Source organism: Botrimarina mediterranea (genome assembly GCF_007753265.1).
GTDB classification, from domain to species: Bacteria; Planctomycetota; Planctomycetia; order Pirellulales; family Lacipirellulaceae; genus Botrimarina; species Botrimarina mediterranea.
Map to the genome: position 1 here is coordinate 3,951,400 of NZ_CP036349.1, position 20,186 is coordinate 3,971,585.

Annotated in this window: 15 protein-coding genes; 6 read left to right on the forward strand and 9 right to left on the reverse strand. The window is 63.6% G+C overall.

Features of this window, described 5'->3' with window-relative positions:
* Positions 1 to 1,035 precede the first annotated feature (1,035 nt).
* Positions 1,036 to 2,139 (reverse strand): serine/threonine-protein kinase, encoded by a 1,104-nt coding sequence (locus tag Spa11_RS15180; RefSeq protein ID WP_145113732.1) that lies wholly within the window; start codon positions 2,137 to 2,139, stop codon positions 1,036 to 1,038.
* Between the two features lie 279 nt (positions 2,140 to 2,418).
* Complete coding sequence (locus Spa11_RS15185) at positions 2,419 to 3,438, reverse strand: D-2-hydroxyacid dehydrogenase (protein ID WP_145113733.1); 1,020 nt, start codon at positions 3,436 to 3,438, stop codon at positions 2,419 to 2,421.
* 228 nt (positions 3,439 to 3,666) lie between these two features.
* On the opposite strand from Spa11_RS15185, the gene Spa11_RS15190 reads away from it, so the two are divergent.
* The 4 genes from Spa11_RS15190 to Spa11_RS15205 all read left to right on the forward strand — a co-directional run bounded on the left by Spa11_RS15190 (position 3,667) and on the right by Spa11_RS15205 (position 8,903).
* Positions 3,667 to 4,707: a DoxX family protein gene (locus tag Spa11_RS15190; RefSeq protein WP_145113735.1), complete on the forward strand. Its 1,041-nt coding sequence runs from the start codon at positions 3,667 to 3,669 to the stop codon at positions 4,705 to 4,707.
* A gap of 75 nt (positions 4,708 to 4,782) precedes the next feature.
* Positions 4,783 to 6,597, forward strand: coding sequence for a Gfo/Idh/MocA family protein (locus Spa11_RS15195; RefSeq protein ID WP_145113737.1), 1,815 nt, complete (start codon positions 4,783 to 4,785; stop codon positions 6,595 to 6,597).
* A 294-nt stretch (positions 6,598 to 6,891) separates the two neighbouring features.
* The gene (locus Spa11_RS15200) at positions 6,892 to 8,346 is read left to right on the forward strand and encodes an ATPase, T2SS/T4P/T4SS family (RefSeq protein WP_145113739.1); all 1,455 of its coding nucleotides are present in this window, start codon (positions 6,892 to 6,894) and stop codon (positions 8,344 to 8,346) included.
* 89 nt (positions 8,347 to 8,435) lie between these two features.
* Positions 8,436 to 8,903: a hypothetical protein gene (locus Spa11_RS15205; RefSeq protein WP_145113741.1), complete on the forward strand. Its 468-nt coding sequence runs from the start codon at positions 8,436 to 8,438 to the stop codon at positions 8,901 to 8,903.
* 489 nt (positions 8,904 to 9,392) lie between these two features.
* Here the strand turns inward: Spa11_RS15205 and Spa11_RS15210 are convergent, their stop codons facing one another.
* The 7 genes from Spa11_RS15210 to Spa11_RS15240 form a co-directional block, all read right to left on the reverse strand.
* Entirely contained in the window at positions 9,393 to 10,070 is a 678-nt protein-coding gene (locus Spa11_RS15210) for a hypothetical protein (protein WP_145113744.1), read from the reverse strand.
* A gap of 116 nt (positions 10,071 to 10,186) precedes the next feature.
* Positions 10,187 to 12,292: a protein kinase domain-containing protein gene (locus tag Spa11_RS15215; RefSeq protein ID WP_145113745.1), complete on the reverse strand. Its 2,106-nt coding sequence runs from the start codon at positions 12,290 to 12,292 to the stop codon at positions 10,187 to 10,189.
* On the reverse strand, positions 12,246 to 13,010 hold the full coding sequence (locus Spa11_RS15220; protein WP_145113747.1) for a PP2C family serine/threonine-protein phosphatase: 765 nt from the start codon (positions 13,008 to 13,010) through the stop codon (positions 12,246 to 12,248). Before Spa11_RS15220 ends, Spa11_RS15215 begins: the two co-directional genes overlap by 47 nt.
* A gap of 125 nt (positions 13,011 to 13,135) precedes the next feature.
* Entirely contained in the window at positions 13,136 to 13,819 is a 684-nt protein-coding gene (locus Spa11_RS15225) for a vWA domain-containing protein (protein ID WP_145113749.1), read from the reverse strand.
* 122 nt (positions 13,820 to 13,941) lie between these two features.
* Complete coding sequence (locus Spa11_RS15230) at positions 13,942 to 15,084, reverse strand: trypsin-like peptidase domain-containing protein (RefSeq protein ID WP_145113751.1); 1,143 nt, start codon at positions 15,082 to 15,084, stop codon at positions 13,942 to 13,944.
* The gene (locus Spa11_RS15235) at positions 15,081 to 15,272 is read right to left on the reverse strand and encodes a hypothetical protein (protein ID WP_145113753.1); all 192 of its coding nucleotides are present in this window, start codon (positions 15,270 to 15,272) and stop codon (positions 15,081 to 15,083) included. Before Spa11_RS15235 ends, Spa11_RS15230 begins: the two co-directional genes overlap by 4 nt.
* 356 nt (positions 15,273 to 15,628) lie before the next feature.
* Complete coding sequence (locus tag Spa11_RS15240; RefSeq protein ID WP_145113755.1) at positions 15,629 to 18,184, reverse strand: prolyl oligopeptidase family serine peptidase; 2,556 nt, start codon at positions 18,182 to 18,184, stop codon at positions 15,629 to 15,631.
* Between the two features lie 308 nt (positions 18,185 to 18,492).
* Here Spa11_RS15240 and Spa11_RS15245 point away from each other — a divergent pair, with 308 nt between their 5' ends.
* Together Spa11_RS15245 and Spa11_RS15250 are read left to right on the forward strand one after the other, a co-directional pair.
* Positions 18,493 to 19,734 (forward strand): hypothetical protein, encoded by a 1,242-nt coding sequence (locus Spa11_RS15245; protein ID WP_145113757.1) that lies wholly within the window; start codon positions 18,493 to 18,495, stop codon positions 19,732 to 19,734.
* A 75-nt stretch (positions 19,735 to 19,809) separates the two neighbouring features.
* Complete coding sequence (locus Spa11_RS15250; RefSeq protein ID WP_145113759.1) at positions 19,810 to 20,166, forward strand: bleomycin resistance protein; 357 nt, start codon at positions 19,810 to 19,812, stop codon at positions 20,164 to 20,166.
* Positions 20,167 to 20,186: the final 20 nt, after the last annotated feature.

Below are 20,186 nucleotides of genomic sequence, written 5' to 3' on the forward strand. Positions count from 1 at the left end.
CTGACTGCCTAGCCATCAAGGTCGCCAGACCCCGAGGCGGCGTCAAGAGCAATGAGGGTGGAGGGCAATTGTGGCCGAGTTGACGCTACCGTTGCTAGACAGCAGGAACGTAACACTTGGGTCTTGTCAGAACCCCTAGGCGTCAGCGCCGGGAATGAAGCGGGGAACACCAAGGCGAGCGCGTACGCGCTTCACTCCCGGCGCTGCCGCTTGGGCTCCGATTTGATTGCGTGCGACTGAGCTTGCTGCACCGCGGAAACAAGGGGTAGAAAATCCACTTCTGTTGCTACAACTCAGCCAGAGAGTGTCGTATGCGAAGTTCGTTAAGGAAATCCTTAGCTGCCTCTTTGTTAGCTGTGGTCGCTGCGTCATCCGGTTACTTCGTCGGCTATCAGCATGCTGGCGGATTGCTCGGCAAGGATACAAGCGTCACAAGCGTGACCTATCCCGTTCGCGACCTCGTAGTCTCCTGGGACCCTAAGGACACAGAACCGGACTACGATGGGCTAACCAACGCCGTTCAAACTTACGTCTTGCCCGATTCGTGGAACGCAACGCACTCCATCAAGACTGACAGAAAGTTGATGGCCCTTGTTGTCTCTCACACTAAGAAAGGCCACGAAGAGGTCGCTACCCTACTCTCTCAGCTACGCTCGCTACACAACGTTTACACCAGCCGAACGAAGGCTGGTGTGTGCGGACATTGCGGCAATGGTTCGCTGCCAAACATTGGCGAGCGATGCAGGAGATGCGAAATTCCCCGCCACGATCCGCCAGCGGCCTGATTGGCGCGCGACGTAGGCTCAATTACGGCGTGTAGTGCGATAGGCGTCACCCTGGAAATCGCCGTAACTGCGCTGGCGCTGGTTACGGCCTACGGTGACGCATTCCGGCTCCCTGCGCAACGAATGGCCGACCATCCCGTGGGTGGAGTGCCGGAGCGCGTTAGCGCCCGGTATGCTCCACGAGACGCTCGCCCATGTCGAAGCGTGATGGGCCTTCGGCGCCATCCTACGACGGGCGGCGCTGGCGCGATCAATCCAGCTCTTCAAGCCAGACGCGTAGTTCGTTCTCGTACTCGCTCGCTAGGTCGCCGCGCACCAGCGTGCGTTGAAACTCCGCGAAACCCATCTCGGCCGTGTCGGCTTCTTCGGCGCTGCCGTAGCGCAGCATTGGGTCGGGCGCCGTCAGGCGGCGGCAGATGCCCATCAACAGGTCGCTGTCGGTGACCTCGTCGGGGAGGAGCTGGTCGAGCCGTTGCGGCAAGGTTCGCTTGGCTTCGAGCAGCTTGGCGTAATCGTTGATGCCCGCGAACAGGGGCTGGCCTGACAGGAGCTCGATCAGCACATAGCCGAGGCTCGCCAGGTCGCTGCGCGGGGTGAACTCTTCACGCTCGAGCATTTCCGGGGCGGCGTACTGCGGCGTGCAGGTGCGCTGCGCGGGCATGTCGTTGAGGTCAATCGCCGAGCCGATGTCGATGATCTTCGCGTTGCCGGTGCGCTTCACCATGATGTTGGAAGGCTTGATGTCGCCGTGGACGATCTCCTCCCTGTGCAGCGCGGCGAGGCCGCCGATGATCTCGCGCATGATCGCCACGGCCATACCGGGCTTGAGCCGGGGCCGCACGGGGCCGCGGGTGACGATCACGTTGTTGATGTAGTCCCAGCGGCGGCCGCTGACACGGTCCTTCGCGCGGCGGAGCATGGCCGGCGTCAGCAAAAGGTCGAGGTCGTATCCATCGACCCACTCCATCTCGAGGATCCGCACCCGGTCCCGCTCAATGAAGTTCTGGACGTCGATCAGATTGTCGTGGGCGATCTGCGCGACGCGGCCGCTAACCATCGCCATACGGCGCATGGCTTCGTCGTAGGCGTGTTCGGACGCGTATCGCTCCGGAGAGAAGAACTTCAGCGCGACCGGCAGCGTGAAGCTGTCGGCGCCGCGGCGTTCGCTCAGGTAGACAACGCCCTGACCGCCCGTACCGAGCAGGCTCTTGAGGCGGAGGTGCTCGGTCCAGCCGAGTTTCTCGGACTGGAGCAGTTCGTCGTAGCGTTTGCAGAGAATGGCGTTCTCGCGGGACCGAGGGGGGTCGCCGTGGAACGTGAGCGTCTTGCTCTGCTGGAGGACCGTCGTGTTCATAGTTGTGGCGCGACGGCCACTCGTGAAACTGTCGGGCAAGGCGAGCCGCCACTCGCCTCGTTAGGTAGGACTCTAGTCAATCGTTCGTGAACAGCGCAGGCCCCGTCCGAGGGGTTCGGCGAGAGGAGACAACCCAGCGATTGGATCATCCCCCCATTGTAGGCATAAAGTCGGCTGCCAGGTCGCTAGAAAAGCCGCTGGCAGTGTGGGGGATTCTGGCAGATCGGGCGATCTCCTGTACGGCCGCGTCGATGTTCAAGTTCGTCCCCCGAGCCTCTTTCATCGCCGCCAAGCGGCATGCTCCGGTCGCGGGAACCCCAGCCGCTTGTCCGCCAGCAGATTGAGGACCGTCTCTCCGCGGAAGTATCTGATCAGGTTCTGGCAAAAAAAGTCGGTGACATCCTCGACCCGCGTGGCGACCTGCCCCCCCACGTGCGGGGTGATGATGGCGTTGGGCTGCCCCCACAGACGGCTTTCGACGGGCAGAGGTTCCACCTCCGTCACGTCCACCCCCACGCCGCCCAGGTGGCCCGACTCCAGGGCGTCGACCATCGCCGCTTCGTCAACGATCGGGCCGCGGGCCATATTCACCAGTAGGGTGCCCTTGGGGAGCAAGGCCAGCCGGCGGGCGTCGATCAGGTGGCGGGTCATCGCGTTGAGCGGCGCCGCCAGGATTAGCACGTCGATTTCCGGCAGGATTTCGTCCAATTGGTCGGCGGGGAGCAGAGCCTCGACCCCCTCGGGCTTGTCCTCGGGGAACCAGTCGGTCGCCAGAATCCGGCAGTGGAACGGCCGTAGCACCTCCACCAGCCGCCGGCCGTTACCGCCCAGGCCGACGATGCCGATTCGCGAGCCGTGCAGGTCGCGCGTCGGACGGCGGATGAACTCCTTCTTTTGCTGGGCCCGGAAGAAGACCGGCAAGCTGCGCACGAGGCCGAAAAGCAGCGCAAACGTGTGGTCCGCCACCTGGTTCGCCAGGACTCCCGACGCGCTCGAAACGGTGATGTCCGAGGCGATCACCTCCGGCACAAGGCAGTGGTCCATCCCGGCTGCCGTGCTCTGGATCCATTTGAGCCGGCCGCCGGCGACGGTCTCGGCCCAGGGGACGGGGACCTTGGCGTGGCCGCAGTAGATCGTCGCGGTTGGCAGTTCCTCAGCGATCCGCTCCTGGCCCGCGTTAATGACCTCGGCGGCGACGCCGAGTTCCTGAACCGTGGCCTCGATTTGGCGAAGATGCCAAGATTCTGCCGGAAAACAGAGAACGATTCGCTCAGTTGTGGAATTAGGTAGTGAGGGCATTGCACGTCGTCAGTTTGGACACAGCGGTTGCGGCGCCCAGAGAGTCTGCTGCCCCTTTTCATCCCCGTCGAGCCCAGCAGGTCGACCCGAGCCCAGCAATTCGAGCCGAGACCAGGGTTTGCGTCCTAACACATGGCCCAGATGCCCGGCCGACCGTCGTAGAAACAAGCCATAACGTCCGCTAGACTGCGGGTTTGCGAATCGTCGCCGGCTGCTTATCAATCTCGAATGACACGAATCTCTACCATTGCGATCGCCGCCATCGTGCTGCTGCGCCTGCTCTGTGGGTGGCACTTCTTCAACGAAGGGGTCAAGAAGCTCGACCCGTCGTTCTCGTCGGCAGGCTTTCTCCGCACGGCGAAGGGGACCTTCGCCCCGCTGTTCCGGTCGATGATCCCGGGCCCCTACGGCGCCCACATCGACTTGGCGCGCCCCATCAAGTTCGGCTCGCGGTCGGCCGAGACGCAGGCCGCCATCGACGGTTGGCTCGCGGACTACGGCAAGCGCGCCGACCAAGCAGCCAAGGACGGCAAGCCTCTGCCGCACGACATCGATCCCGCGGTCCCCGGCAGCGGTTGGGTGCAGAACATCGCCAAGGGCTGGGACCAGGGCATCCAGCGGCTGGAGCAGGCGAATCTCGGCGACGAAACGATCGGAAAAATCCGCCAATTGCGTGACGAGAAGCTCGGCGAAGTCGTCTACTACGTCTACGGCATCTACCCCGACATCGAAGACCTCCAACACGAAGAGTGGCGACTGCATCAGCTCCGCGAGTCCGGCGGCGATACGCCCGCGCCGTTCGCCCAAGCGCTCATCGATCAAAAAGACAACGAGAACTGGCTAACGATGCAGCCCTGGATCGCGACGGTGCGGCAGATCGAGGACCAGTTCATCGAAGCGGCGCAAGCGCTCGCCGCCGACGCCGACGTTGAGGCCGGCAGCATCGCCGACGCCCTGGAAGAGAAGTCCAACCTGAAGCTGATTGACGGCGCGGTGACGTGCGTGGTCCTCGGCGCCGGGGTGTGCGTCTTCCTCGGTTTCCTCACGCCCGTTGCGGGAGTGATTGCGGCGGGTTTCCTTCTCTCGCTAATCATGACCCAACCGCCATGGGCTACGGGCGCGGACATGACGGCGTTCTTCAACTGGTCGATCGAGTTGGCCGCCTTCTTGGTGCTCGCCACGGTTGGCGCCGGCCGCTGGGCGGGGCTCGACGGCGTGATCCTCGGCGTCTGGCGCCGGTCTCGAGAGCCGAAACCCTCGACCGTTTGACGCGTACTACAAAGCAACCCAACCGTCCATCAACGCCGCAAGATCGCGGCACGCCCCCTGCCCTCCTCGCCAGCCATGAACCTTTCCGACGAAGAGAAGGCCATCGGCCAAGACAACTTCCGCCGCGTCTCGGGCGAGCTGCTCGCCCGCAACGAGTCGCGACGTGACTTCCTCAAAGAGGTGACGCTCGCGGGCGCCGTTGCCGCGGGCGGCTTTGGCGCCGCTTACTGGGGCTATGGGAGGAAGCTTGACGACCGTCTCCGGGTCGGCGTCATCGGCACGGGGGACGAGGGGAACGTCCTGATCGGCGCCCTCAACCCCGATTTCATCGACGTCAAGGCGATCGCCGACATCCGGCCGTACAACCAGCACCGCGCGTTCTACGGCGACTGGTCCAGCGACGGCACACTCGACGCCCGTCCCGGCCTGTGCCGCGTCTACGGCTACAAGGACCGCACCGAGGCGGAGAAGAGCATCGCCGTCTACAACGACTACAACGAGCTGCTGGAGCGCGACGACATCGAGGCGGTGATCATCGCGTTGCCGCTGTGGATGCATCACCCGGCGGCGGTGGCCGCGATGCGGGCCGGCAAGCACGTGCTGACCGAGAAGCTGATGGCCTGGGACGTGGCCCAGTGCAAAGAGATGGCGCGTGTCGCCGACGAGACGGGCCTGTTGCTCGCCACCGGCCACCAGCGTCACTACAGCGTGCTCTACGACAACGCGGTCGACACGATCCGCCGCGGCCTGATCGGCGACATCCACAGCATCCGCGCCCAATGGCACCGCGGCAACCTGCCGGGCAATGACAGCTGGACGCCGCCTGTGCCGCAAGGAATGGATGTTGAAGAGGTCAAGAACCTCATCCGTGCTGCCCGCAAGCTTCCCAACAAGCAGGAGGCCGAAGCGCTTGAAGCACAGATCAAGGCGACGCACGAGCTGGTGCTGTCCCTCGAGTCGTGGGAGCTGGTGCTCGCTGGTAAGCATCCCAAGTACGGCAAGCTCAGCGTCAGCGACCAAGAGAAGTGGGCGATGAAGGTCGCTCAACTCAAGGCCCAGCTCGAGGATATTAACGTCGACGCCAAGGACTACGGCTACGAAGAAGGGACGCTCTCCGGCGGCTATCACCGCTCGGCGCTCGAAGAATTGATCCGCTGGCGGATCTGGAATCGCACCGGCGGCGGCTTGATGGCCGAGCTCGGCAGCCACCAACTCGACGCCTCGGGCATCTTCATCAGCTCGCAGTTCGAGGGCCACGTGAAGGTCAACCCGCTAAGCGTCACCGCGGTCGGTGGCCGTTATATCTTCCCGCAAGACCGCGACTGCGACGACCACGTCTACGCCACCTACGAGTACCCCGGCAAGGGTTACTTCGAGGACAACAATCCCTCGACGGCCAAGGTCGCCGACGCCAACAAGAAGGTCGGCGTCGTCTACTCGTCGATCAACGGCAACGGCTTCGGCGGGTACGGCGAGGTCGTTCTTGGCACCGACGGCACACTGATCCTCGAACGTGAGCAAGACGTCCTCCTCTACGGTGGGTCGAACACTCGCACCAAGGTGACGGTCAACGACGCCGCCGACGCGCTCGACTCGTACGAGACGGGCGGCGGCTACACGCCCGCGGCCCAGGCCGTCACGCAAGCCGTCAGCCGTGGTTACAAGGAAGAGATCGAGCACTGGGCTTGGTGCATCCGCAACGGCGAGCCCGCCACGACATTGCACTGCCACCCGAAGGTCGCCCTGGCCGACGCGGTGATCGCGCTGACGACCAACATCGCGATCGCCGAGAACCGCCGCATCGATTTCAACCCCGAGTGGTTCGACCCGGCAAGCGACGCCGTCCCCGGCGGCCGCACGCCCCGCAAAGCTTCCGACGTGAAAGTCTAAGCCGTCGGTGCACCTTACTATCGAAGCGAGCCGCGTCGGGGCCAACCCGACGCGGCTCACTTTTTTAATGAACCACGAAGGCACGAAGGACACAAAGGAAGGAACGCCCGCGAATGACGCGAATCAGCGCGAATGAACTTGCTTTCAGACATCCGTCGTTATTCGCGGGCAAGACCTTTTCTTTCCTTCGTGCCCTTCGTGCCTTAGTGTTTCCCTGACCTTTTCTTCCCAAGCGAAAAAGTATCGCGTTGATTAGACTAAGCGTGTCGATACGCTCCCGCCCGGGTTCATGCCATGAAAGACGCTTGGTACTTCGAGATCGGTGACGGCCAAGTCTACGGCCCTTACCCGATGGCGAAGCTCCAGAAGTGGGCCGAGGCTGGCAACCTGATGCCCACGCACCGTGTGCGGCACGCCGACTCGGACGAGTGGATGATCGCGGCGTACGTCGACGGCCTCGAGCTGACGACCGCCGCCGACGCTAAGAAGAAAGCGGCGCTCGACGACGACGCAGCGCCGAAGCGCCGCGGCTTCCTCGGCATGACGAAGGCTAAGCCCGCGAAGGAACTCGAGACCGAAACGGCGCCGATCAACGCCGTCGAGGTCTGCAATGAGCTGCTCGAGTTGGCGTACGAGCGAGGCGCCTCCGACATTCACGTCGACGCCGAAGAGAACGTCGTCCTCTTGCAGCTGCGCGTCGATGGTTCGCTCGAGCCGGTGCGCAAGCTCGCCAAGAAACACCACTCGGCGATCGTCTCGCGCTTCAAGGTGATGGCCGGTATGGACATCGCCGAACGCCGCGAAGCGCAGGACGGGCGTTTCATGGTCCACCTAGGGCCCGACCAACGCCGCGTCGATTTGCGCGTCGCCTCGCTGCCGACGACGCACGGCGAGCGGCTTACGCTGCGGCTGCTGGCGATCGAAGCGTCCCGCATGACGCTCAACCGCCTCGGCCTCACCGACACCGCGTACAAACTCTTCTCCAACGCCATCGCCCAGCCGCAGGGGATGATCCTGCTCACCGGCCCCACAGGCACCGGCAAATCGACGACGCTCTACGCCGCCCTCCGGCACCGCCTGGCAAACTCACCCGGCCGCATCATCACGGTCGAGGACCCGGTCGAGTACGACATCGTCGGCGTCTCGCAGGTCGAGGTTGATACGGCCGACAAGGTGGCGTTCGGCTCGGTGCTACGGAACATCCTCCGCAGCGACCCCGACGTGATCATGATCGGCGAAATGCGCGACTTCGAGTCGGTCGACGTCGGCATCAAGGCGGCGCTCACCGGGCACCTCGTGTTCAGCTCGCTACACACCAACTCGGCCGCCGGCGCGGTGACGCGCCTTGTGGACATGGGCGTCGAGCCCTTCCTCGTCGCCGCGACGCTGCGGCTCTGCGTCGCGCAGCGGCTGCTGCGGAGGCTCTGCTCCAAGTGCCGTCGCCGCCGTGAGATGACGCTCGCCGAAGCGAAGGCGTTGGGCCACCCGAACCTCGTGGGATCGGCGCTGTATGAGCCGGTTGGCTGTGAGCTCTGCGGCAAGCGTGGCTACCGCGGCCGGGTGGGCGTCTTCGAGCTGCTGCCGATCGCGCCCGACATGCAACGATTAGTGGTTGAACGCGCCCCCGAGCCCGAGATCACCGCCGCCGCTAAGGAGCACGGCGGCGTCTCAATGATGGACGACGCGGTGGAGAAGCTGCTGGCGGGACACACGAGTTTTATTGAGGTGATGACGCTAGGGATGGGGTGAGACCCACTAGTAGCGCCGCCGCTGACTATCGCACGAGGGCTGGTAGGCGGAATCAATTCCTCTAACTCGATTGAATTCTGAAAGAGGAAATGGCCTTCAATAGCAACCCGCCGGCCCACGTTTGGGACGCAATCGATCGTCAAATCTCGCAGCAATTCGCTGCTGCTGACCAAGATCGCGTTAAAGAAATGATCCGCCCCTTCATGGAAGGGGATGCGAAACTTGCAAAATACATTCTCTTGTTGTCGCGTGGAAAGATCAATGCAGTTGCTAATTACGTCGAGTCAGCCAAGAACGATTCCCGCGACATTATTTTCTGGGTCGAGAACCCCGAAGAATCGAGACTCGAAACGCCCGAGAAGATTGAGGACTTTCAAAAGACCTGTGAATGGCTAGGTATCGGAAGGGATAGCGAACTCGATCGATACAAGACGCAGCTCGAGAGCAAAGCACCCGATAGAAGAATACCTGTCTTGCCCGATGAGCCGGGGATTCCCAAATGGGTCCTTCTCTTAGTTACCTGCGGCGTGATCTTGTTTAGCTTCATGATTGCATGATAGTCGACATCGACACTCGCAAGACAAGATTAAGAAGGAACGGCCGGCAGAGGAGATTCCGTATGATTACGAGATGGGTCCTGCGTTCAAAAAACTATACGGAAGCCCCGAAGCAACCGACGTTACGAAACAACGAAATGAGTAGGCATCCGCGAGTGGCCCCCTGGCCAAAAGCAAAATGCCGGTCAAAAGTCGGAGAAGTGGCGCCCCTCGCCTGAGCCCCTCAGCGGCCCGTTGCCGCGTTCCTTCGCCAACCCAACGCCGGACACACGGACACGCCGGCGCAAATCCTGGAGCGTTCTAGGGCCCTTTAAGGGGATGCTGTGGGCGAGGAACCCGAGGCGTCGGTCTGGGCGCCATGCCCCAGCACTTCAGCGTGGGCAAGCGCGGCAGAGTCTATCGACAGTTCACATGCCCATGCTGCGTGTGGGTGTGGCGCCTGGCTGAAGAGAGGTTGACGAAGCCAAATAAGCTGGCGTTTTTCCACACTCAGCCCTCTTCACGGTCAGGGTAGCTTTGTGTGCTTTGCTTCACCCTACGGCATGCAGAATCTTCTAGGAACGCGGCGAATAGTCCAATCGTGCACATCAAGAATGCTGCCGGCTCTGGGACATTAATAGGGGTGTCGCGAACTAACCAACTCCCTGTAATGGAAGAGACTTGGGACGAAGAACGTGAATTCTTCCAAATGATAATATCGTAACTTTCTTCTTGTCGCGTTGGAGCAATCAATGTGGCCAGACCAACAGAGCTATTTGTATCCCCATCATTAAAATACCCTGCTATATGCCCGCCCCCTCTCGACGTCACAGATATGCCGACAAGGTCGAGTAACGCTATTGCTGGCGCGACGGGAGTATGAGCGTCGATATCAAGCCCAGCATGCTCGAACAAAACGACCAGTTCGGCCTCCGTTGCATGATGGAACCCTTCGAATGCTCTACCGTCGCCAAGTTGTTCAATGACTTGTTTGTATGAGTAGCCAGTCGATAACGTTACATCGAGCCAATCAAGACCTGACTGCGTGTCGCGTGTGATGTTGAAACCATCTCGGGTATAAGTGTAATTGCCGACGATGAGAGGGTCGTTGACCTGTACAAGAACCGCTTTGGCTGTGCTGCCGGCAAGCAGCAGCAGGATGACACGAAGGCAAACCCTGACTTGCATTGCGAGTCTCCTCTTTAGCGTGCTTAGCACGTGCACGGGGTAGGACAACTTCGCAATGTCTTCTGCGGACACGCTGTCTTTGGAGATACTGATACTACAGAACGGCGTAGTCTGCCTCATCCCATAAGAAGCCACAAGATTGCCCCCACCAGTGGCGCGCCGATTCCAGCGCCTAGCACGGCCCACAGGTTCGAGTTCAACTGCCGCTCCCACGGGGCGCGTTCGGCCTGTTCTTGCTGGCGTTTTTGGGCGAGGCCGCGCCATTCTTCGACGTGGCGTTTGAACACCGACATCGCTTGGTCGAGTTGGCCCTGCGCGGCGAACGCCATCGCGCGCATCCGTTTGGCGCCTTGGAGGATTTTGCGCGCGAGGGCGATTTTGAACCGCCGGGTCGCCTCTTGTTTGTCGGCGGCGAGTTCGCGCTCGGTGATTCCCTCTTCGGCCTTGTACTCGAACTTCTCTTCGACGCGCTGCCGCCACGCCTGGAGCTCGAGCATCACCGCGGGGCTGAGGCCGGGGACGCCCGTCAGCAGCGCCTTGTCGACGTGGTACGCCGAATCGACGCCGTACGATTCGAGGACCGACACCATCTGCGGCGTCAGGCCGGGGATGCGGCGGCGGTAGTCGCTGAGCGAGTAGTTGCGGAGGTAGTCCTCCTTCTGCTCGACGCGGAGCTGGCGGAGGATCGTCTCCATGTCCTCGGTGTCGGACTTGTAGCGTTGGATGCCGGTCGAGACGCTCGCGGCGTAGGCGTCATACTCTTCTTGGCGTTTGCCGTGCTCGCCGTTGATCTTGCGGGCCTCGAGCGCCAGGCGCTGCAGCTTTTCGGTGAGCACCTTGTCGGCGTCGAGGAGGTCTTGGCGACGCTGCTTGCCCGCCTTGCCGAAGGCGAGCAGCGAAGCGGTGGCCAACGAGCCGACGGCGCCGGCCGCAAGCACGGGCCAGAAGAAGGCGCCCGCCACCGACGTGGCTGCCGACGCGATCCAGCCCGCGGCGATCCAGTCGGCCGCGGTGCGCGTCGGCGTCTTAGCGGTCTTCATCGCTAGCGGCAGACGGGGGAGCTTGAGCGAGGCGCCGACCAGTTCGGGGAAGTGGATCGCGTCGATCTTCTCGAGCTGCGTGTCGAGCGCCGCAAGCCGCGACTCGGTCGAGCCGTCGGTCATCGCGAAGTTGAGGAAGAACGACGGGCCGCCCGCATTTTCGATCCGGCACCACGGGCAGTCGAGCGACGCCGACGAGTAGACGTGGGCTTCTTCGATCGGGCAGACACGTCGCTGCTTGATCAGCGTCTCGAGCTCGCCAATCCACTCAGCCGGCCTGGGGCGCGTGGGCTTGTCTCCCTGCGCACGGAACGCGCGTTCGAAGAGGTCGCCCACCGAGTGCGGCAGGTCGTCGAGCCGCAGCGACGCCGGCGGCGGATCGACGAGGGTCTCGGCGCGGTTGTGCGAGAACGCAAAGCGGCGTTCGGCGATCGCCTTTTCGATCGTCATCTCGCCCGGCCCGTTGTAGCGGCCCGCGAAGGGGTGCCGCCCGACGAACAGCAGGTGGAAGATCAGGATCGCCAGGCCGAACGCGTCGTGATCGACCGTGCGATCGACGTCGACGAGCTTCAGTGATTGCAACTCGGGCGGCGTGAAGTGAGGCGTGCCGACCGGGCAGCGGAAGAACTGCTTGCCGTGCGGGATCTGAAACGAGTCGCAGTCGATCATCCGCACGCACATCGACGAATCGACCAGGAGGTTGCCCTGGTTGACGTCGCCGATGACGACGCCGCGCTCGTGCATCGTGGCGAACGCGGCCGCGAGGTTCCGCGCGGCGAGCACGAGGTGCCCCCACTGCGCTTGCGGGAACGTGCGCGCGCGGCTGCTGGTGCCGTACAGCTCGTGGAGCGGGTAGGCGTCGGCGATGCGGTCCATCAAGAGACCGCGGACCCCCTTGGTGCGAGGGTCGAACAGCAGCCCCCGAGGCCAAGCCGCGATCGTCAGCAGCTCGCCGCCGCTGAGAGAAGCGAGCTTACGGAGCTTGTGCTCGTGCTGCTCGGTGAGCTTGTCTTTGTGGTAGACCTTGGCCACCAGCTTTGGGTGGCCGGTGATCTCGAACACAGCGCCCTCACCGCCGGAGCCGATCACGTCCCCCAGGGGGACGACTCGGTCGGACGCGTCGTAGAGCAGCGGCTTATCGAGCGGCTGTCTTAACAGCGAGGACGACGGTCTTGTCATCATCAGACCGACGCTTCATCGAATCCGATTCGAGGAATCGGTGAAGCTCGGCGTTGAGGGCGTCGGGGGCGGGGGCGGAACGGAGAGCGTTAAACAGCGGGTCAAAAAACGGTGCGTGGGGCGTCCGCCCCTCGAACGACAGCGCTAGCCTCTCTACTCCGTCCGTCATCAAGGCGACATCGGTGAAGTCGCCCTCGGCCGCTTGGAACTCGACGTGGTCCTCGTACCGGTCGCCGGTGAGGAACATGGTTGAGTTCGCATACTCGCCCGATTGGGGCCAGAATACCACGCCGAGCGCGCCATTGCGACGACAGACGATGGCTCCGTCGCCGATCTGGAGAAAAACGGCCCCGGCCGGTGACACACAGGCGACACAGAGCGTGGTCGCGTAATCGCGCAACTTCCCCTCACGCATCGCGACGAGCTGCTCGATCCGCGACCGGGCCTCACGGACCCAGCCGAGGGCCGTGTCGGCGGTGACGCCGGCGAACGAGCCCTTCGACTCGTCGAAGTGAGAAGTGGCGAGTTCGAGCACGGCCTCGCAGGCCAGCTTTGAACCGTCCTGGCTGAAGTCGGCGCTGCCTGCGCCGTCGGCGACGCAAGCAATGAACGAAGACTCCCCCAGACGAGTCAGCACGCAGGCCCGATGGCTATCCTGGCACGGCGCGCCGCTCTTAGCGTGAGAGGGCCCCGTGACGCTTCCTGCGATGTATCGCCACATGGGGTGGGGAGGGGCTGAGGATTTGAGGGGCTGAGGGGCTGAGGGGCTGAGGGACCAAGGGGAGGGCCGGGGTCCGCTTGCGATTCCCCTAAGCCCCTTAGCCCCTCAAATCCCCATCCCCTCCGTCAGATCGCCGCCCAGCCGCTGGGGCCGGAGGTTGGGTCTTGCAGCGCGACTTCTTCGCCTGGGGACGACTGCGACACCGCTTGCTGCGAGTTCGACAGCCACGTGAACAGCTCGTGGAACTTCAGGCCCTTCAGCCACAGCGGCTTGCGCACCGAGATCTCGTTGAGGACTTCCATGTTGGCGCCCTCCACGCCCACCGCGAAGAAGCAGAACGCCTTGTCCTTCTCGCCCGCTTGGACGCGGCTGCAGACCGGCTTCCAGTGGTCGTTGGGCTCGCCGTCGGTGATCAAGAAGATCCACGGGCGGTAGTAGGCGATGCCGTTCTCTCGGTACGCCTGCTTGCGTTCCTCGACCATGGTGATGGCCTCGAGGATCGCCTCGCCCATCGGGGTGCCGCCGATGGCGTCGAGCTGGGGCGGATTGAAGTCGGGGGCCGTGACGAACTTCGTCTTCCGCTGCACGCGGCCACCGAAGGTGATGATGCCCACTTCCACTCGCTTCGAGGCGAGCGGGTCCTTCATCAGCTGATCGCGGTAGGTCTTGAGGCCCTTCGAAAGCTCGATGAGCTTCATGCCCTGCATCGAGGTCGAGGTATCGACCACGAGCACACAGGGGACCCGGGGCTCGGGGTTCTCGGCGAACTCGACGCTACTAAAGGCGCTTTCGGCGCTGAGTTGATCCATTCGGTTAGCCTCGTCCTGCAACGGTGGGGCTGCCGCCCTTTGGATTCGCCTGAACCTTTAGATTGCGTGCCGGGGCCGGCGAAATCAAGCGCCGCAATCGCCCGGGTAACAGACGGGGCGGATCAACCCAGTGTTCGCAGGCCGGTCATAACAATTGCAGCAATTCCAACCAAGGCAAGCAAAGTCCTCCCCTCCTCATACCAATCGAGGGACTCCTCATCAGGCTCCGCAGAAATGCTGGAGATTGGGGGCGAAACTTCTGCGCGAGCGTCGCGTTCTGGCTTCATTGGCTGCTGAGAAGATGTCGCAGGCGCCGAGGGCTTCCAGTCCGCCGACGTGTGGTGGCTCGATGAAACCGGTCGGCGGCTGGGCATTTCCGTCTGGCGGCTGGGCGTTTCCGGCCGGAGGTTGGCCTCTGCCGATTGGTGAATCGAAGCCAGCTGTGGCGCCGAGCTCCGATCGCTCAACGCCGGAGGCGGCGTCGGAAAAAGCGGCGCCGCTGTCGGTGGAGCCGACCGCTCTGCCGCCAAGAACGGATCGGTCGCGTCCCGTGAGAGCGGAGCCGCGTCGATCGATGGCAAGCGTTGCGGCGTCTGAGCTATGAGCGTCGCCGACTTCGCGGCGCCGATGTCGGGCGCGAGCGTCGCCAAGAACGTCTGGACGCGGCCGCCAAAACTACCCAGTGTCGTCCCCCGCGCGGCGCCAAAAAGGACGCCGGCGAGCTCGCCGCGGTCGTTGAAGATCGGCCCGCCCGAGTCGCCTTGCCGCGCTTGGACGTTGAGCTCAACGATCTCTTGCGGCTGACCAACTTCCGGCGAGTAGTAGTCGGTGCAACGACCCGTCTGCGCGAGGTACTCGCCTTGGCCGTAGCCGCAGATCGTGAGCCGATCGCCGGGCTGCGGCGGCGACATCGCGAGACGCGCTGGCGTGATCGGTGGTCGCCACACGACGAGCGCCGCCAAGTCCCAGGTCTCGTCGAGCTTGAGCGGGCGGGCTTCGCTGGTGAAGCCGTCGGGGAAACGGACCTCGATCTTGCCCTTCGCTTCGTGGACGACGTGCCAGTTGGTCACCACTAGGCCATACGCATCGCGGCAGTCGATGAGCGTGCCGCTGCCGTAGGCTTTGCCGTCGCGTTCTTCAACCGCCACCCGACAGACGGCCGGGTGCGGCGGCACCGCCGTGTTGCCGAAGAGCGCAGCGTCGGCCCGGCTTGCGAAGTCGACAAGAAGAAGGCCCGCGGCGATCCTGCCAAGCCACGCACTCATGCGGTGTGCCTGACGGGCTGTTGGCTGAGGCCACGCTCAGCGGTGCGCTGGCGGTGGTTCTCCATAATGAACCGCAACAAGCGGCGACGCATCCGCAAGAGGGCGACCTCGCTCTCGGGGAGGTTGTGGCGTCGCGGCGCTAGAGTGGGGCGGCCGAGAATGAAAGGGCGGCTCGTGATGGGGGTCATCGGAACGGCTCCGTCGTGTGGAAACGGGTTCGGCCGTCCAGCGAGGCCCTCCTTGCGCCCCGTGGGATCGTGCTTAATGGGCTGAGCGGCGCCGCGCGGGATTCGTTACCAGAAAACTTTCCCAAACGCTCCGCCGCTCGGCGGGCGCATTCCGGCCCGCGTCCTTAGGCTTCGGCGGTTGCCCCTTCACGCACGGAAGATTTCTCGAGGCGCCGGCGCCGCTTCCGTAGCGGAAACAGGCGTTACAACCTGCGCGTTTCGAATTGCACACGGTAGGTCAGGCCATTGCCTGCCTGGATCGGAGTTGCACGTAGCTTCGGCAGGTGAAGCCTGCTCTACATGTGCGATCAATCGAGTTATCGCTCGCCTAGCAAGTGCCGTACGAAGAAGTCGCACATCCGTCGCTCCCCGTACGCTCCGCCCATGCCGTGACCGGCGTTGGGAACCACCAACAGGTCAAAATCCTTGTCGGCACGGATCAACGCGTCGGCGACGCGCATCGTCGATTCGGGCGGGACATTGGTATCGACCTCGCCGACGATCAGCAGCAGCTTGCCTTGCAGTCGGTGGGCATTCTCGACGTTCGACGACTCCGCGTAGTGCGGACCGACCGGGTATCCCATCCACTGCTCGTTCCACGAGGCCTTGTCCATCCGGTTGTCGTGACAACCACACGCCGCCACGGCGACTTTGTAGAACTCGGGATGAAAGAGCACGGCGGCCGCTGCGTTCTGACCGCCGGCCGAGACGCCATAGATGCCGACTCGGTCGAGGTTGAGCTCGGTGTGCTGCTTGGCGGCGGCCTTCATCCAGAGGATGCGGTCCTCAAAGCCGCCGTCCTTGAGGTTCTTCCAGCAAACGTCGTGGAAGGCCTTCGAGCGGTTGGCGGTGCCCATGCCGTCGATCTTCACGACGATGAACCCCTGTGATGTCAACGCCTCGTAGTACGGCGCTGGGCTGAAAGACTTCGGCACGAATGAACCCTGCGGGCCGGCGTAGATGTCCTCGATCACCGGGTAGCTCTTCTGCGGATCGAAGTCGCGCGGCCGGCAGATGATTCCCCAGATATCCGTGACGCCGTCGCGACCTTTCGCCACGAACACCTCCGGCGACGTCCAGCCGGAGGCGACGAGTTCGCTCGCGTCGGCCGACTCAAACGGGCAGACGAGCCGCCCGTCTTCGCCGCTGCGCAGTTCATGGACCGGCGGTAGATCGACGCGCGAGTAAGTGTCGATGAGGAAACGCCCGTCGGGCGAGAACTCAATCGAGTGGTTCCCGTCGCCCTCGGTCAACCATATCAACGCGGCGGTGTCGATATCGACCAGCGCGTAGTGCTTGAAGTAAGGGTCTTGCTCCGCCCGGCCGCTGAGCGCGACCAAGACGCGTCGCTGAGCGTGGTCGATCCGCTCGATCGAACGTAGGACCAAGCCGCGCGGCGTCAGCTCACGGACCTCTTGCCCGCTCGCGGCGTTCACCAGCAGCAACTGACGCCAACCGTTCTTCTCCGTGACGTATAACACCTCATCGGCGCCCTCGAGCCAGCTGATGCGCGGCGTCGATGGATTCTCCGTGTGGGCAGTCCAGATGAAGGTCTCGGACTTCTCGTCGATGAGGTTGCGTACCTCGCCATCCGCCAGGCCAACCTCGATCAGCCGATAGCGCTGATGCCCGCGATCCGTCTGGCCGTAACGCAGGTGCGCGCCGCCGGGAGAGAACGTCACGGCGGGTCGCTCCCATTCGTGCTCGAACCGTTCGACCTTGGGTTTGAGTTGTTGCCCCGAGTCGATGTAAAAGACGTTCAACTCGTGCGTCGGGAACGGGTCTCCCGGCAAAAGGTACGGATGCGACTCCAGCACCGCGCGTCCGCCCTGCGGAGGCGATGAGCGGATGACATGGACCGGTTGCTTTTCTACCTCAAACGTTCGGAAGGCGACCAAGTGCTGTGAATCGGGCGCCCAAGTCAGTTGTCCGTAACTCTGCCTGTCGCCCCCGTCGGTGCTCAGCGGCCGCGTCTGCCCCGACTCGACCAACCGCACCACAACGTTGTGGTCTTCAATCGCAGCGACCCAATTGCCGTCCGGTGAGTTGGCGCCCCGATCCATGTTGCGACGCCCTCGGCGAGACCGGCGTTCCGAACGCGGGCGCCGCTTGCCGTCGATGACGACATCTCGAGGTCGATCGTCGGCGATGACCTCGTCGACCTCGACGCCATCGGCGTCGACAATCCGCCAGCGGTGGCCGCCAAACGTGTGTTGGTCGCGGCGCGCGCCGGCGGAGACTTCGCCGTAGCTACGCTTCGTGCCGTCGCCGCTCAACCAGAAGAGCTCGACCGAATCCTTCAACTTGTTGATGAAGGTGATGGTGGTATCGGCGCCGGTCCGCGACGGGCGTTCGTCCCTCGACTGAATCGATTCCTCGGGCGGTCCAGCGTCGTCCGACTTCGTCAGCACTCCTGTGTCGGCGTTCCACAGCAATCGATTGTCGTTGCTCCGCACGGCGACCAGTTGGCCCTCCGCCGAGTACTCCAGCGAATCGATCGGCAAGCGGGCGGCGTCGGTGGATTCGCCTAACGCCACCGCCATTGCCGCGTGGTCGAACGCCGGCGACCGCACGCCCTTCAGTGCATCGACCACGACGAACTCTCGGGCGCCGTCCGCTAGGTCGTTGCGGTACCAGAACAGATTGTTGCCCGCGACCCAATGAGGCCTGACGTGCTGCCTATAGACGCGAGCGTCGCGGTCGCCGGCGTTCCGACCCGTTTGGTTCGCCGCCGGAGCGACATCGACGATCGGTAAGTCACCGAGCGAGGCGCCTCTCGGAGAGATCGGCTTTCCAGTCGGGGGCAGGGACCAAGCGTCGATGGCTGAACCCGAAAGCAGAATCAAGATCGAAGCTAAGTTGCGCCAAGACATGCGGTGGGATTTTCAGCTCGAGGTTCTGCTTGTGGACCGGTAGCAACGAACCCTCTCAAGGTTCGAAAACATTAACGCATCATTCTAACCTCGCGGCGGCGCACAGAGGGCGCGCCCCCGGCATTCGGAGGCGGAGGGCCTACGCCTATCCGGTAATCCCCGCATGGTTTGGTGGAATCGTGGGCCCGATCGGCCTCGGTTGCTAGCTCCCCGGCTTCGGTCTTCCGCTGTCGCCGACCCGTCGCTACGCTTCGCGCGCGATAGCTTTGCGCGCTCCGCGAGCGCCGCCGTCCCTTGCCGCTCTAGCGATGTCTGAAACCAGCCCCGCCGACGACGAGCCGATCGAAGAATCGTTCTTCGAACGCACCGCGGCAGGCGTCGTGCGGTTCATCGGACGTTCATTGTTCACGACCGGCATGTCGCTGGTCTTGCCGCAGCGTGTGGCCGTGCTCGCCCACGCAGGCGACAAGCGGCTCGCTCCGCCGCTGTCGTACCTGACAGCGACCCTGTTCCTCGCCGGCGTGGGCGTCCGCCTGCACCGCTCGCACGAGTGGGCCGAGGAGGTCGCCGCTAACCAACTCGTCAGCGACTTGCGGGAGACTTTCTCGCAAGCATCGCTCGCCACCGCGGCAGTGATGACGTTCCCGAGTGTCCTGATCGTCGTCGCGCTGGCGACGCTGCTGGCCTGGGCGGGGGGCGTCGGTCGCTGTCCGACGCGGAGCCCGCTGTTCGCCTGTTGCTGCTACGCCGCGGGCTTTTTGTACGCGATGGTTGCGGTCCTGGTCTTCGGATCCATGGGACTACGGGTCGCGCTCGACATGGAGCTCTCTCCCTTCGAATTCGACTGGGTGAACTACACAGCGATGGGGCTTCTCTTCTTCTGCGCGGGCGGAGGGATGCTCACCGTTGCCGCGTCACTCGCCGAGGAGTCGCGCCGCGCATGGGCCCGGGTGTTGCGTTACCCGGCGGCGTTCGCTGCGACCTGCGTCGCGGGGATTGCTTGCGGCGTCGCCTTGGAAGCGAGCTTCGACGTCGAAGGCGCCGACGCCGCCAGCTACGAGGCCTACCGCAAGCGTGACCGCACGGGCTTGAAGATCGACACCATCAAGTGGACCACCCGCCGCAACCCCGCGGGCGGCCCCGATATCGTCACCGCGACGCTCGCGCTCTCCAACCTCGAAGCGGCGCCGCTCATCGTCCCCTGCCCCGAAGCGCTGATGGCGACCAACTCGGATGGCCTTCGCGATCGTTCATGCAGGCCCTATGGCCCCGAGTCGCAAGTCCTGGCGTGCTCGATCGACAAGCTCGAAGGCGGCGCGCTTCTGATCGAACCGGGCCAGACCCGGCTCTTCACGATCGAGTACGCCCCGCCAGCCGAACTCGCCCAGCCCGCTATCCAGTACGATCAAGTCCCGTACGCATTGACGTATGAGAAGCCCAGCGACCTCCGTTACTTTCATGCCGAAGTCGCCGAGCTTTGGTTGCCGGCGCCGCTTCACGTCAGGGAGCGAACGGCGACACAGAGCGACGGGGCGCCAACGACGCGCTGATCGTAGGGGGCAGAAGTTATCTGCCGATGTTAGGCTGGACGCCCGCGCCCGCTGCTTTCATCCCTGGAGTTCGCGATGCGATTGACGGCCCTCGTCCCGATGCTTCCTGTGCGAAACGTCGCCGTTAGCATCGCGTTCTACGAGAAACTCGGCTTCTCCGTCGAAGGCCAGAACGCCCCGTGGGGTTGGGCGATGCTCACCCGCGACGGTTGCCGGCTGATGCTCGACCAGTCGATCAACGTCCATCCCGAGGCGCCGCGGATGTCGGTCGTCTACCTCTACCCCGACGACGTTGCCGACTTTCATCGCTCCTTAGCCGACAACGGCGTTGCCGTCCCCGAACTCGAAGTCACGTTCTACGGCATGATGGAGTTCCGGATCGAAGACCCGGACGGCAACCGGCTGTGGGTTGGGGAATTGAAATCGCAGTGAGCGCATCGCTGGCGACTCGT